General features: G+C 64.3%; 11 protein-coding genes. 10 read left to right on the forward strand and 1 reads right to left on the reverse strand.

Annotation, left to right across the window (positions count from 1 at the left end):
- Positions 1–46: 46 nt before the first annotated feature.
- Positions 47–622 (forward strand): TetR/AcrR family transcriptional regulator, encoded by a 576-nt coding sequence (locus IF809_RS09050; protein WP_462837411.1) that lies wholly within the window; start codon positions 47–49, stop codon positions 620–622.
- Between the two features lie 219 nt (positions 623–841).
- On the opposite strand, the gene IF809_RS09055 is transcribed toward IF809_RS09050, so the two are convergent.
- Positions 842–3,163 carry a molybdopterin guanine dinucleotide-containing S/N-oxide reductase gene (locus IF809_RS09055; protein WP_462837412.1) on the reverse strand — a complete coding sequence of 774 codons (2,322 nt, stop codon included), beginning with the start codon at positions 3,161–3,163 and terminating at the stop codon, positions 842–844.
- 419 nt (positions 3,164–3,582) lie between these two features.
- Between IF809_RS09055 and IF809_RS09060 the strand changes: the two genes are divergently transcribed.
- The 9 genes from IF809_RS09060 to IF809_RS09100 all read left to right on the forward strand — a co-directional run.
- Complete coding sequence (locus tag IF809_RS09060) at positions 3,583–5,370, forward strand: peptide ABC transporter substrate-binding protein (RefSeq protein WP_462837413.1); 1,788 nt, start codon at positions 3,583–3,585, stop codon at positions 5,368–5,370.
- Positions 5,371–5,533: 163 nt separating this feature from the next.
- Positions 5,534–6,412, forward strand: a complete 879-nt coding sequence (locus IF809_RS09065; protein ID WP_128969187.1) for a carbohydrate ABC transporter permease — start codon at positions 5,534–5,536, stop codon at positions 6,410–6,412.
- Positions 6,409–7,206 (forward strand): carbohydrate ABC transporter permease, encoded by a 798-nt coding sequence (locus IF809_RS09070; protein ID WP_244659239.1) that lies wholly within the window; start codon positions 6,409–6,411, stop codon positions 7,204–7,206. Before IF809_RS09065 ends, IF809_RS09070 begins: the two co-directional genes overlap by 4 nt.
- A gap of 245 nt (positions 7,207–7,451) precedes the next feature.
- The gene (locus IF809_RS09075; protein WP_128964426.1) at positions 7,452–8,702 is read left to right on the forward strand and encodes an ABC transporter substrate-binding protein; all 1,251 of its coding nucleotides are present in this window, start codon (positions 7,452–7,454) and stop codon (positions 8,700–8,702) included.
- A 129-nt stretch (positions 8,703–8,831) separates the two neighbouring features.
- Entirely contained in the window at positions 8,832–9,659 is an 828-nt protein-coding gene (locus IF809_RS09080) for an AraC family transcriptional regulator (RefSeq protein ID WP_128964425.1), read from the forward strand.
- A 189-nt stretch (positions 9,660–9,848) separates the two neighbouring features.
- Complete coding sequence (locus tag IF809_RS09085) at positions 9,849–10,859, forward strand: branched-chain amino acid ABC transporter permease (RefSeq protein ID WP_462837414.1); 1,011 nt, start codon at positions 9,849–9,851, stop codon at positions 10,857–10,859.
- A 1-nt stretch (position 10,860) separates the two neighbouring features.
- Positions 10,861–11,949 carry a branched-chain amino acid ABC transporter permease gene (locus IF809_RS09090; protein ID WP_128964423.1) on the forward strand — a complete coding sequence of 363 codons (1,089 nt, stop codon included), beginning with the start codon at positions 10,861–10,863 and terminating at the stop codon, positions 11,947–11,949.
- Positions 11,942–12,724 carry an ABC transporter ATP-binding protein gene (locus IF809_RS09095; RefSeq protein ID WP_128964422.1) on the forward strand — a complete coding sequence of 261 codons (783 nt, stop codon included), beginning with the start codon at positions 11,942–11,944 and terminating at the stop codon, positions 12,722–12,724. The genes IF809_RS09090 and IF809_RS09095 overlap by 8 nt, the downstream gene beginning before the upstream one ends.
- Positions 12,717–14,563 (forward strand): Tm-1-like ATP-binding domain-containing protein (locus IF809_RS09100; protein ID WP_462837415.1); only part of this gene is annotated, 1,847 nt, incomplete at its 3' end. The genes IF809_RS09095 and IF809_RS09100, both read left to right, overlap by 8 nt.

Raw genomic sequence — 14,563 nt, forward strand, 5'->3', positions numbered from 1 at the left:
CCGTGGCCGCACCTTCGAGGCCGGCGTCAGGAGCGAACGAGGGCCCATGCGCTACGACAAAGGACACAAGGACGACACCCGCCGGCACATCCTCGATGTCGCCTCCGCCCAGTTCCGCGAGAGCGGAATTGCCGCGGTCGGCCTCGCTGGCATCATGTCGGAGGCGGGCCTCACCAATGGCGCCTTCTACACGCACTTCGCCTCCAAGGAGGAGCTGGTGCGGGAGGTGCTCAATGACGCACTCACAAGACGCGAGGAGCGGCACAAGGCCAATCTGGAAAACGGCATCGCGCTCGAAACCGCGATCCGCGACTACCTTTCGACGCGACACCGCGACCGCCCCGGCAACGGCTGCCCGACCGCTGCCCTGGTGGCGGAGGTCGCGCGACATCCCAAGGCGACGCGCGATGCTTTCACCGGCAAGGTCGCCGACATCATCTCGCTGATGGCCGAGCAGATCAGGCAGGGCTCGGCCAAAGAGCGCCGGCGCAAGGCGATCGCGATCTATTCGATTACGGTCGGCGCCCTGCAACTGGCGCGCGCGGTCAACGACAGGAAATTGTCCGACGAGATCCTGGAGGATGCGGCGGAGACGGCGGTAACAATCGCCAGCGAAAGCTGATCCATTCGAAATATCCGGCGGCCATCTGTGGCGGTTTGGAGGCGGCTGCAATCAATCCCTGGCCGTTGCAACACAGCGAAACTTGATATGCCCGCGGCGGCCGGGCTAGCGTCTGCGCGCGGCCTTACAACTTCCCCAAGTTCGCTGAGTTCGCACTGGGCCGCCACCTGACCCTGCCGTCAGGCGGCGGTCCAGTTTCCTTTTTCAAAGACGGTTAGGCTACACCGGATCGAACGCCCGGATCGGCGGCAGATTGCCGGTGAACTTCTCAACCTCCACCGTCGTGAGCTGGCCGGTACAGCCTTGCGCAAAGGACGAGGTGCCGATGTCGCGCGTCAGCACGTTGGGATTGCCGTGGACGCAGAGCGGGGCGTCGTCTTCAGGATCCATCGGATCGTACCAGGCACCGGTCGGCAGCTGCACGACACCGGGCGCAATGTCGTCGGTGACGTGAACGGCGGCGAGGCACGCGCCGCGCTCGTTGAACAGGCGGATGATGTCGCCATCGACGATGCTGCGTGCGTTCGCATCGCGCGGATTCATGCGCGCGACCTCGCGGCCGCGATGCTTGGCGCCAAGCGAATGCCCACCGAAGTCGAGCTGGCTGTGCAGCCGCGTCACCGGCTGATTGGCGACGAGGAAGCACGGCGCAGCAGGCTTGGGCACATCGCTCTTTTCGAGCCAGACCGGATGGCCAGGACAATCCGCATCGCCATGTCCGGCGATCTTCGCGGAGTAGATCTCGATGCGCCCGCTCGGCGTCGGCAGCGGATGCGCAACCGGATCCTCACGGAAGCTGCGCAAGCGGCCACCATCGTCGGGCTGCTGCGGCACGACCAGGCTGCCGCGCCGCCAGAACTCCTCGAAACTCGGAGCTTCAAGGCCGCGCTTGGCGAGCGAGGCGCGGGTCGGCTCGTAGAGATGCTCCAGCCATTGCCGCGAGGTGCGCCCCTCGGTGAACGGCTCGCGAGCGCCGAGGCGATCGGCGAGGTCGGCAAAGATCTCGTAATCGTCACGCGCAAGCCCGAACGGCTCGGCGATGCGGTGCATCGCGACCATCAGGGGGTCGTTGCTGGAATAACCGATGTCATCGCGTTCCAGCGTCATCGTCGAGGGCAGCACGACGTCGGCGTGGCGCGCGGTTGCGGTCCAGGCGAGTTCGTGGACGACCAGCGTGTCGACCTGCGAAAACGCCCTGCGCAGGCGGTTGATGTCCTGGTGGTGATGGAAGGGATTGCCGCCGGCCCAGTAGACCAGGCGGATGTCCGGATAGGTCCGCGTCTCGCCATTGTAGCGATAGGTGCTGCCCGGATTGAGCAGCATGTCGGCGATGCGCGCCACCGGAATGAAATCCCTGACGCCGTTGCGCCCCTGCCCGAGCGTCGGCCCCGGCACGTCGTTGACGCGGCGGCCGTAATAGCCGATCGCGCCCAGCGAATAGGCGTAGCCGCCGCCGGGAAGCCCGATCTGGCCCAGCACCGCAGCGAGCACCATGCCCATCCACACCGGTTGCTCGCCGTGCTCGGCGCGCTGCAGTGAGTGCGAGACGGTGATGAGCGCGCGCTTGCCGACGAGGCGCCGCGCCAGGTTGCGGATCGCATCGGCCTCGATACCGCAGATCGCAGCCGCCCATGTCGCGTCCTTGGCCTGACCGTCGCTCTCTCCGGTGAGATAGCGCAAGAACACCGGCCAGCCCTCGGTATAGCGATCGAGGAAGGCCTGATCGTGCAGACCCTCGCTGACCAGTGTGTGGACCACGCCGAGCATCAACGCGGTATCGGTGCCGGGGATGCAGGTCATCCATTCCGCGCCGGCCTCGACCGGCAGGTCTTCGCGAAGCGGGCTCATCAGGATGAATTCGCAGCCGCGCCGGCGTGCCGCCGCCATCGCGCCACGCTCGACATGCTTGCTGATCGAGCCGCCGGCCACCATCGAGTTCTTCAAGGCCATGCCGCCGAACGCCAGCACGATCTCGGTCTCATCAGCGATCTGCTGCCAGGTGACGTTGCGCTTGGTGATGTCCTCGTAGCCCGCCATGATCTGCGGCAGCAGCACCGAGGATGCGCCGGAGGAATAGGAATTCACCGAGCGGACATAGCCGCCCATCGCGATGTTGAGGAAGCGGTGCACCTGGCTCTGCGCGTGATGAAAGCGACCCGCGCTGGCCCAGCCATAGGAGCCGCCGAACACGGCGCCGGGGCCGCGCGTGTCGCGGATGCGCGCCAGCTCGTCGCCGAGCAGATCGAGCGCCTTCTCCCAGCTGACGGAGACGAATTCATCGCGGCCGCGCCGGTTGTCGGGACCGGGCCCGCGCTCGAGCCAGCCACGGCGGATGGCCGGCTGGGCGATGCGCGCCTGATGGCGCAAGGCACCCGGGAAATTGTCGATGATGCCGTTTGGATCGGGATCGCCCGCATAGGCCCTCACCTCCAGCCCAGCCTTGCCGTTGCGTGCCGAAAACACGCCCCAATGCGAGGTGTGCGGCTTGAATCCATCGGACAAATCGAGGCCGGGGTCGGGGAAGCCGATCATATCGTCCATCGCGTGGCCCTCATCGCGGAACGCGCCGCGCAGGCTGCTCCGGTCGCAATCATCGCGTTAACATAATGAGGGCCGCACGTGCAGGGCAATGGATTACCGAGAGCGGGAACCAGGCGCATGGCGGCATCCCGCGAGATGCAGGCCTTGAGGGAGCAGAATGCCTCCACAGCGTCGTTGCGAGCGCAGCGAACCAATCCAGACCACCACCGCGGAGAGATTCTGGATTGCTTCGCTGCGCTCGCAATGACGGAGCAAGGCGCGACAATATCGATCTTCTGCCCGGCTTCGAACTTGGAAAGGGACCGCCCTCGCTATTTCGCCGCACGCCTTCGACCTTTGCCGACATTGCCGCCTCGGCCTGGATGCCACATGATGGGGCGCCGGTGACGACTGTTCTTGTGGCAGGTGGAGGTCATCTGATGGACGAAAACGACATCCGCGGATTCATCGCGGAGGTGAAGCAGGGCACGCTGTCGCGGCGCTCGTTCATCCAGGCCATGGGCGCGGTCGGCATCGCTGCGCCGCTCGCCAGCCAGATCCTGCTCTGGAACGACGTGGCGATGGCCGACGCCACGCTCGCCTACAAGCCGACCAAGGCCGGCGGCGGCGGTCCGCTCAAGATGCTGGTCTGGCAGGCCCCCACCCTGCTCAATCCGCATTTCGCGCTCGGCACCAAGGACCAGGTCGCCTCGCGCGTCTTCTTCGAGCCGCTCGCCGGCTGGGATAGGGAAGGCAACCTCATCCCCTGCCTTGCCGCCGAAGTCCCGACCAAAGCCAATGGCGGCCTCTCGGCCGACGGCACCAGCGTGATCTGGAAGCTGAAGCAAGGCGTGAAGTGGCACGACGGCAAGCCGTTCACCGCCGACGACGTCGTCTTCACGTGGGCTTACGCCGCCGATCTCGCCACCGCCGCCTACACCACCGGGTCCTATCAGAACATCACGGTCGAGAAGATCGACGACTACACCGTCAAGGTGATCTTCAAGGCGCCGACCCCGTTCTGGGCCGATCCCTTCGTCGGCTCGGTCGGCCAGATCCTGCCAAAACATCATTTCGCCGATTATGCCGGCGCGAAGTCGCGCGATGCGCCGGGCAATCTGAAGCCGGTCGGCACCGGCCCCTACAAATTCGTCGAGTTCAAACCGGGCGATCTGGTTCGCGCCGAACGCAATCCCGACTATCACGTCAAGAACCAGCCGTATTTCGATAAGTTCGAGATCAAGGGTGGCGGCGATGCGGTCTCCGCTGCGCGCGCCGTGCTCCAGACCGGCGAATACGACTATGCCTGGAACCTGCTGGTCGAGGACGAGATCCTCAAGCGCATGGAGGCCGGCGGCAAGGGCAAGGTGGAGTTCACGACCGCCGGCGGCGTCGAGTTCATGATTCTCAACACAACGGACCCGTGGACCGAAGTCGACGGCGAACGCTCCAACGCGAAGACCAAGCACCCGACGCTATCGGACCCGGCGGTACGCCGAGCGATCAACCTGCTGATCGACCGCGACGGAATCCAGAAATTCATCTATGGCCGCGCTGCCGTCGCCACCGCGAGCTTCGTCAACCAGCCGACGCAGTTCAAGTCGCCCAAGCTTGCTTACGAGTTCAACATCGACAAGGCGAACAAGATCCTTGACGTGGCCGGCTGGAAGATGGGCGCGGACGGAATCCGCGAGAAGGACGGCAAGAAGCTCAAATACGTCTTCCAGACCTCGACCAACGCCCCGCGCCAGAAGACGCAGGCCATCGTCAAGCAGGCCTGCCAGAAAGCCGGCATCGAGATCGAGCTCAAATCGGTCACCGCCTCGGTGTTCTTCTCGTCCGATGTCGGCAACCCGGACACCTACTCGAAATTCTATTGCGACATGGAGATGTACAACACCACGATGCCGCAGCCCGATCCGGAGCGGTTCCTGAACCAGTGCGTCTCCTGGGAGATCGCGAGCAAGGACAACAAATGGCTCGGCCGCAATGTCTCGCGCTGGTCCGATCCAGAGGCAGACAAGGCCTACAAGGCCGCACAGCAGGAGCTCGATCCGGTCAAGCGCGCCGCGCTGCTGATCAAGGTGAACGAGATCTTCTGCGAAGCAGACGTGTTTCTCCCGCTGCTGTCGCGCTACATCGTCGGCGGCGCCGTCAACAACCTCATGACGGATATCTCGGGCTGGGATGTGACGACGTGGAATCTGGGGAGCTGGTATCGGAGCTGATCAACCGCGCATGAGCACCGCGCGGAACTGGGCTGCGCTACCGCCTCTTGGATTTGGACCGTGTGAGGCGCTAACTCACCCTCGATCGGGAATGCTGAAGGGCCTCGGTGTCAATCGAGGCCCTTTTTCGTGACCGGGCGCGTCCCCGTTGCAATCGTTCGAAATGAAGCCCTACGACAACAGAGCCTGGTTCCTGGTGCTCCCCGCGCTGGTCATCATGACCTTCGTCGGCATCCTCCCTCTGGTCGCCGTCACCAATTACTCCTTTCAGGACCTGTTCAGCCTGAACAATCCCTATTGGGTCGGCCTCGACTGGTACCGCAACATCGTCACGTCGGAGCGCTTCTACGCGAGCCTATTGCGAAGCTTTCTGTTTGCGGCCATCGTGCTCTCGATCCAGCTGCCGCTCGGCATCTGGATTGCGCTTTTGCTGCAGCGATCGCATCGCTTCATCGTCAGCACCGTCCTCGTCCTGATCACCCTGCCGCTGGTGGTGCCCTGGAACATGATCCCGGTGATCTGGCTCAACTTCATCAATCCCAATGCCGGTCTTGCCGGCCGGTTGCTGGCCTGGCTGGGCGCGGGTTTCGACTACAAGTTCAACCCGCTGCACACCTGGATCGTGCTTGTGGTGATGGACACCTGGCATTGGCTCGGCCTGGTCGTCGTGCTTGCCTATGCCGGCATCTCCGGCATTTCGCCCGCCTACTATCAGGCCGCAGCCATCGATGCCGCATCGCAATGGCAGGTGTTTCGCTTCATCCAGCTGCCGAAGATGAAGACCGTGCTGTCGATGGCGGTTCTGCTTCGCTTCATGGACAGCTTCATGATCTATGTCGAAGCCTTCCGCATCAACGCCGGAGGCCCCGACAGCGCCACCGCATTCCTCAGTCTCGATCTCGGCGAGGAGATTCAGGCGTTCAACTACGGACCCTCAGCCGCCCGCTCGATGGTCTATTTCCTGATCGTTCTGACGGTCGCATGGACCTTCAAGGCAGCCACGAGCACAAGGGCGCCCGTCGCGATGGAGCCCGCCAAGTGAAGTCGCTGAGATCGCTCGGGCGCATTGCACTGTTCGTGGTGGTCGGCGCCTTCGTCCTGGTGCCGCTGGCGCAGACGATCATCACCAGCCTCGTATCCACCTTGCCCCGAGCCGGGATTACGGAGGGGCATTTCAGCCTCGTCAATTACCAGAACATCCTTCATTCGCCGATTCTGAAACAATCGATTCTCAACTCCATCATCTATGTCGTCCTGAACGTCGCACTTTGCCTCGGCGTCGGATTGCCCGCCGCCTATGCGTTCGCCCGCTACAGCTTCATCGGCGACCGGCAGCTGTTCTTCCTGCTGCTGGTGTTTCGCATCACGCCGACCGTCGTGCTGTCGCTGCCGATCTTCGTTCTGTTCGCGCAGATCGGCCTGGAGAATACCCCGGTCGGCATCGCGCTGGTTCACTGCGTCTTCAACATTCCGATCGCGATCTGGATTCTGGAGGGCTTCATCGCCTCGGTGCCGCGCGAGTTCGACGAGACGGCCTTCCTGGACGGCCATTCGCTTCCCGGCTTCTTCTTCCGCCACCTCGTTCCGGCGATCGCGCCGGGCATCGGCGTGGCCGCCTTCTTCTGCTTCATCTTTTCCTGGGTGGAGGTGGTACTGGCTCGTATCCTGACGACCACAGGCGGCAAGCCGATCACCATGGCCATCAACGCTCTGTTCGGCTTCCGCACCGATTTCGGCCTCGTCATGGCCATGACCGTCCTCGCTCTCGTCCCCGGAATGGCGATGATCTATTTCGTGCGAAATCACCTCGCCCAGGGTTTTGTGATCCGCACGTGACGTCAGACGCAGCGCCAGTCCGCGTGCGGAACGCGCGAACCTGCTGCACCGCGGAACGATTTGCGACGCACCATTCAAAATGAGACTGCCCGTTAAGCCGCACACGGCTTCGACGCGTGCGCTGCATCCGAGTTCGGTTAGCCTTCCTCCCAAGAAGCGCCGACCTTGCAAAAGCATCGCACCACGCGGCGGTTGCGCGAGGTGCGGTGCCGAACAACGACAAGAACGCCCCAGGGAGGAGAGCAATGTTGAAAGGCAGTCTAGGACTGATTGCGCTGAGCAGCCTGCTATTGTCGGGCACCGCCTTCGCACAGGAAAAGATCAAGGTCGGCGTCACCGCGACGCTCGAAGGTACCTACACCGTCCTTGGCGAGGACGGCATCCGCGGTTTCCAGACCGCACTCAACGTGCTCGGCAAGAAGGTCGGCGACAAGGAGCTCGAATTCGTCATCGCCTCGACCGACGCCACACCTGATTCCGCGGTCCGCGCGGTGCGAAAGCTGATCGAGCAGGACAAGGTGCAGATCCTGCTGTCACCGCTGTCCGGAGACGAAGGCATCGCGGTCAAGAACTTCGCCAAGACCCACCCCGAGCTGACTTTCATCAACGCCGCCTCGGGCGCCCAGGAAACGACCTATGTCGATCCTGCGCCGAACTTCTTCCGCTACAACATGGACGGCGCACAGTGGCAGGTGGGCCTCGGCAAGTATGCCTATGAGACCAAGGGTTACCGAAAGATCGCGACCGTCGGCGAAGACTACTCGTTCATCTACACCCAGGTGTTCGGCCTCGTGCTCGAATTTTGCGGCGCCGGCGGCCAGGTCACCAACCGGCAATGGGTGCCGCTCGGCACCAAGGACTTTGCCTCGGTCATCGCCGCCCTGCCCGACGATGTCGACGCAATCTATCTCGGCCTCGGCGGCGCGGATGCCGTCAACTTCCTCAACCAATATCAGCAGGCCGGCGGCAAGGCGCATCTGATGGGTGGCTCGATCATGATCGACCAGACCATTCTGTCGTCCAAGGGCAATGCCAAGAGCGCACTGATCGGCACGCTGGCTGCGAGCGGCCAAGCCGATACCTGGGAAGATCCGCGCTGGCAGAAGTTCGTGAAGGATTATCAGGACGCCTTCCCGCCGAACAAGCGCTTCCCGAGCCCGTCGCTGCTCGCCACCAACTACTATGGCTCGACCATGGCGTTGATCCTGGCGCTCCGCCAGGTCAATGGCGATCTCTCCAACAACCAGGCCAAGTACAAGGAAGCCCTTGCCAAGATCGAGCTCGATGCACCCAACGGCAAAATCAAGCTCGATTCCAACCGTCAGGCGATCGGCACAAATTTCGTCACCGAAGTGGTCGACGACGGCAAGGGCGCGCTGTTCTCGAAAGTCGTGAAGGTGATCCCGGACGTGAACCAGACGCTGGGCTACGACCCCGCGGTGTTCGCCAAGATTGGTTTGCCAAGCCGTACAGTACCGGAATGTAAGAAGTACTGACGTAGTCTCGTTCGCGAGCGATGACTGGCCAGGGAGAGGTTTGCAAAGGGCGCTATATTGCTCCCCCTTGCATTCTCTCCCAGGTTGTTGAACGCTGTCGGAAAAGCAAGAGCTACTGGGAGGGAAGGCATGAGCCGCGCGCTCGCCGTCTTCCACGGCCGTTTCGGCCGGGCGACGGTCTATCAGTTGAACCGCCCTTTCAATATCCACGCACATCGCGAAGGTCATTTGATCTTCCATGTCGGGGGGCGTCCCGCATCCATCGACGTCAGCGATGGACGTTACGAGCTCACGGAAAGTTCCGTGGTTGCGGTCAATCCATGGGAGCCGCACAATTTCCTGCCCTCCGATCTCGACGGCGGTGCTGTCTTCTTCGTGCTCTATGTCAATGCGGAGTGGTTTGCGCCCGATGTGCCCGGCGCCGACCGGCTGCGCTTCGGTCGGACGCAATTCACCCGGACGCAGGCGCTTGACAGGCAAATCAGGCATGCTGCCGCCCTCGTGTGCGGTGCCCCCTCGCTCAACAGCCTCGACGGCGAGCTGAGACGTCTGATCGACGTCTGTTACGACGAAAGCTGGCAACAGGCCAGGATCGCGCGCGATCCGCGTGCCAACGGTTCGGTCACCGATTTTCGCGTGCGCAAATGCATCAAGATGATGTCGGAGAGCCCCGGCGCCGAGATCGAGCTCGACACCATCGCGCGCGAATCCGGACTGTCGCGACCGCACTTCTATCGGCTGTTCCGCACCCAGACCGGGGTCACGCCCCACCTCTATCTCAACACGCTGATGATGGAGCAGGCGCTGGAGGCGCTGGTGGCGAGCGAGGTGCCGATCGCCGACATCGGCTTCGATCTCGGTTTCTCCTCGCAGAGCGGTTTCACCCGCTTCTTCGCCGCCAATGTCGGCATGGCGCCGACGGATTATCGCCGCGCGGCCAAGGTTTTGCGCGCCTAAGGGGCGCGCGAAAAGATACTCACGATCAAATGCCCCTCTGTCAGCCCCATTAGGATAGGCGGAACGCGATCCCGGCAAGAGGATCGTGCACGGTAGGGAGCGCATAATCATGGCAGGGCTTGCGGCCGGCAACGGTCTGCGTGCCCCTTCGCCCCGCTTGCGGGGAGAGGGGAAGACGGAGCGGCGATCATGACCCGCTTTGTCGAGCGCCATCCTGCCTGGGCGCTGATCGTCATCATCGCGGTCGCCGTGGCGCTGTGGTTGATCTTCGCGGTGTGGCCGCCCGGCCTCGAAGAGGCCATCGGCCGCAAGCGGGTATTCCTCAACGCGCTCTTCAACGGCATCACGCTCGGCGGCCTCTATTTTCTCGTCGCCAGCGGTTTCACGCTGATCTTCGGCCTGATGCGCAATGTGAACCTCGCGCACGGCTCGCTCTACCTGTTCGGCGGCTATGTCGGCTACGCCATCAGCGCCTCGACCGGCTCCTGGATCCTGTCTTTCATTGTGGCCTTCATCCTGACGGCACTGGTCGGCGTGCTGCTTCAGGTCCTCGTATTTCGCCGCATGGAGGGCCAGGATCTGCGCCAGACCATGGTGACGATCGGGCTCTCGATCGTGTTCGCCGATCTCATGCTGTGGGCCTGCGGCGGCGACTTCTACCAGATCCAGACACCTAACTGGCTGATCGGTCCGATCGAGCTGCCGCTGATCACCGCGGTGAAATCCTCGGGCGAACCGGTTTACCTGCGCTACCCGCTGGTACGCCTCGTGATCTTCCTGGCTTCCGTGATCATCGGCATCGCGATGTGGCTCGCGCTCAACCGCACCCGGATCGGAATGATCGTCCGCGCCGGCGTCGACGATCGCGACATTCTCGCCGCGACCGGCGTGCGTATCCAGGTCGTCTTCGTGCTGGTCTTTGCGCTCGGCGCCGGCCTTGCCGGCATCGCCGGCGTGGTTGGCGGCACCTTCCAGTCGCTCTCACCCGGCGAGGACATCCGCTTCCTGCTCGCCTCGCTCGTCGTCGTGATCGTCGGCGGCATGGGCTCGATCCCGGGGGCCGCGCTCGGCGCGCTGATCATCGGCCTCGCCGAGCAGCTCGGCTCGGTCTACATCCCGACCTACGCCATCGTCGTGACCTTTCTGATCATGGTGCTGGTGCTGGCGCTTCGGCCGCAGGGCCTGCTTGCGAGGCGCTGACATGTCGGTCACCCACGATGCGCCCATTCAGGTCCGAAACTCCGCCGCGACGGCGCAGCGGCCGGCCGTGCGTGGCTGGCCCGACATCGACAATCCCGCGGCCTGGATCGTGGCGGTCATTCTCCTGATCATGCCCCTGATCGCCAACGGCTTCTTCCTGATCGAGATCTTTGCGACTACGCTGATCCTCGGCACCATCGCGCTCAGCCTGATGTTTCTCGCCGGCTATGGCGGCATGGTCAGCCTGATGCAGCTGACCATCGCGGGCTTCTGCGCCTACATGGTCGCGGTGTTCGGCGTCAGCGGCAACGCCAATATCAGCCTGGGCTGGCCGTGGTGGCTGGCGGTGCCGATGGCGCTGACGCTGGCGACGCTCTTCGGCACGCTCGGCGGCGCGCTCGCGGTGCGGACCGAGGGCATCTACACCATCATGATCACGCTCGCGATCGGCGCGGCCTTCTATTACTTCACCAACCAGAACTGGGCGATCTTCAACGGCCACACCGGCATCAACAATGTCGCGACGCCGCATTTCTGGGACGTCGACTGGCGGGCGGACATTCCCTTCTATTATGTCGTGCTTGCGATCGCCGCGCTCTGCTATTTCGCGGTTGACTACATCTCCCGCGCGCCGTTCGGCCTGGCGCTGCAGGGCGTCCGCGACAATCCGCGCCGCATGGCCGCGCTCGGCTTCAACGTCAATGCGCATCGCGTCGCAGCCTATGCCGTCGCCTCTTTCATCGCGGGCCTCGCGGGCGTGCTGCAGGTCTGGAACTATCGCCAGATCTCGCCGGGCTCGGTCAGCGTCGGCGCCTGTATCGATATCCTTATCATCGCCGTGGTCGGCGGCATCACGCGGCCGGTCGGGCCCTATATCGGCGCACTGGTCTTCGTGCTCCTGCGCACCTTCGCGCTCGACTTCCTGGTCAAGATCGGGCTCGACGGCAACCGTTTCCGCCTGCTGATCGGACTCGGCTTCCTCGCCATCGTGTTCTGGTCGTCGGACGGCGTGATCGGCCTGTGGCAGCGCTGGCGTCGGAGCCATCGTCTTCAGCCGGATCCCGCGGGCGGAGGGCGCCGCCATGGATAGTGTCGCCCAGCGCCTTTCCGCAGTCGGTGCCGGTGCGGCGCTCGAGCTGCGCGGCGTCACCCGGCTGTTCGGCGCACTGGCGGCGCTCACCGACATCACCATCACGGTGCGCCCCGGCGAACGGCGCGCCGTGCTCGGCTCCAACGGCGCCGGCAAGACCACGCTGTTCAACTGCATCACCGGCGACTTCCCACCGACATCAGGCACGATCCGCTTTTTCGGCGAGGATGTCACGCACTTCCCGCCCTATGAGCGCATCCGCCGCGGGCTCAGGCGCACCTATCAGATCTCCGCGCTGTTCCCGGGCCTCACCGTGCAGGAAAATGTTTACCTCGCCTGCCGCGGGGTCTCGCGCGGCCGGTTCTCGTTCCTGCGGCCTGGGCAGAACGATGCGTTGATGCACGCCGCTGACAATCTGGTGCAGGCGGTGCATTTGAGCGCGGTGAAGGACCAGCGCGTCGCCGAGCTTGCGCATGGACAGCAGCGTCAGCTCGAGATCGCCTTGGCGCTCGCAGGTGCGCCGCGCTTCGTGCTGTTCGACGAGCCGGCCGCCGGTCTCTCGCCGACCGAACGCGGCGAGCTGGTGGAGATCCTCACCTCGCTGCCGGACCATATCGGCTATATCATCATCGAGCACGACATGGACGTGGCGCTGCGCGTCGTCGAGAGCGTGACGATGATGCATAACGGCCGCATCTTCAAGGAGGGCGTGCCGGAAGAGATCCAGTCCGACCCCGAGGTGCAGGAACTCTACCTCGGAGGCGGCCATGAGTGACGTCCGCCGCTCCCCCGCAGCACTCGAGGTCCGCGGTCTCGATGTCTATTACGGCCATTCGCATGCCTTGCAGGGCGTCGACCTCTCTCTCGACACGGGCGTGTTCTCCGTGGTCGGCCGCAACGGCATGGGCAAGACCACGCTGTGCAAGGCGATCATGGGCCTTGTGCCGGTCAGCGGCGGATCGATCCGCGTCCGCGGCGAGGACATCACACGGAGGCCACCGGCCCAGATCGCGCGGCTCGGCGTCGGCTACGTCCCGCAGGGCCGCCGGCTCTGGCGCTCGCTCAGCGTCGACGAGCATCTGCGGCTCGCCGGCGGCATGCGCGCCGGCGCCTGGACGGTCGAGCGCATCTACGACACCTTCCCGCGGCTCGCCGAACGACGGGACCATGGCGGTGGCCAGCTCTCCGGCGGCGAGCAGCAGATGCTCGCGATCTCGCGCGCGCTGCTGACCAATCCGCATCTGCTGATCATGGACGAGCCGACCGAGGGGCTTGCGCCCGTCATCGTCGCCCAGGTCGAGGAAATGTTGATCCAGCTCGGCGAGGACGGCGATATGTCCGTACTCGTGATCGAGCAGAACATCGGTGTCGCCACTGCCATCTCGCGCAATGTCGCGATCATGGTCAACGGCCGCATCAATCGCATCATCGACTCTGTGCGGCTCGCCGCCGACCGCGAGTTGCAGCAGCGCCTGCTCGGTGTCGGGCTTCACGCCGAACTCGAACCGGACATTGATGCGCCCGCCGCTGACAGCGACTCGAAGCCGGCCCCGCAGCCTGCGCGTAGCAGCGGCCCGATCCGCATCTACATTTCCAATCCTGTCACGCCGACACGCTGGTCGCAGCCGGTCCCGATCGGACGTATCGAGGCCGCGGCACGTACGCTCTCGACCCAGGTCGCGCGCCTCGACGAGACGGCGCGGCGCAGGCGCGAGCCGGTGACGACGGAGGCTTCGGGGCCGCCCGTCGTGCTGGTCGTCGGCACGCTCGACACCAAGGGCACGGAACTGCGCTTCATCCGCGATATCATTGCGGAGACCGGCCTCCGCACCCGCCTGGTCGACGTCTCCACCAGCGGCAAGCACGCCACGTGCGATGTCTCGGCCCAGGAGATCGCGCTGAATCACGGCCGCGGTGGCTCTGCCGTGTTCGGCCCGGACCGCGGTGTTGCGGTGACGGCGATGGCGGATGCGTTCGCGAACTGGATCAAGCGCCAGGGCAATATCGCCGGTGTGATCTCGGCGGGCGGCTCGGGCGCGGCATCGCTGGTCGCGCCGGCCATGCGTGCCCTTCCGGTCGGGGTGCCAAAACTGATCATCTCCTCTGTCGCTTCGGGCGACGTGGGCCCCTATGTCGGCCCCGCCGACATCACCATGATGTATTCGGTCACCGACGTGCAGGGTCTCAACTCGATTTCGCGCGCGGTGCTGTCGAACGGCGCCCATGCGATCGCCGGCATGGTCAAGGCGCGACTCGATCAACGCGAGACCAGCGAGCGAAGTACTAGCGCCGCCTTGCCCTCGGTCGGCATCACCATGTTCGGCGTCACCACGCCGGCGGTCTCGAAGATTGCCGCCGATTTGCGCGGCGACTTCGAATGTCTCGTCTTCCATGCCACCGGTGTCGGCGGCCGCTCGATGGAGAAGCTGGTCGAGTCCGGCCAGCTCGCCGGCGTGATCGATCTCACCACGACCGAGATCTGTGACCTCCTGATGGGCGGCGTGTTTCCCGCCACGGAGGATCGCTTCGGCGCTGTTATCCGCACCCGTGTGCCCTATGTCGGCTCGGTCGGCGCGCTCGACATGGTCAATTTCGGCGCACCCGACACCATCCC

This window comes from Bradyrhizobium sp. UFLA06-24, assembly GCF_054967145.1.

Coding starts and splice junctions, on each gene's coding strand:
- IF809_RS09050 (WP_462837411.1), top strand. CDS start 47: ATGCGCTACGACAAAGGACACAAGGACGACACCCGCCGGCACATCCTC.
- IF809_RS09055 (WP_462837412.1), bottom strand. CDS start 3,163: ATGGACGATATGATCGGCTTCCCCGACCCCGGCCTCGATTTGTCCGAT.
- IF809_RS09060 (WP_462837413.1), top strand. CDS start 3,583: ATGGACGAAAACGACATCCGCGGATTCATCGCGGAGGTGAAGCAGGGC.
- IF809_RS09065 (WP_128969187.1), top strand. CDS start 5,534: ATGAAGCCCTACGACAACAGAGCCTGGTTCCTGGTGCTCCCCGCGCTG.
- IF809_RS09075 (WP_128964426.1), top strand. CDS start 7,452: ATGTTGAAAGGCAGTCTAGGACTGATTGCGCTGAGCAGCCTGCTATTG.
- IF809_RS09080 (WP_128964425.1), top strand. CDS start 8,832: ATGAGCCGCGCGCTCGCCGTCTTCCACGGCCGTTTCGGCCGGGCGACG.
- IF809_RS09085 (WP_462837414.1), top strand. CDS start 9,849: ATGACCCGCTTTGTCGAGCGCCATCCTGCCTGGGCGCTGATCGTCATC.
- IF809_RS09090 (WP_128964423.1), top strand. CDS start 10,861: ATGTCGGTCACCCACGATGCGCCCATTCAGGTCCGAAACTCCGCCGCG.
- IF809_RS09095 (WP_128964422.1), top strand. CDS start 11,942: ATGGATAGTGTCGCCCAGCGCCTTTCCGCAGTCGGTGCCGGTGCGGCG.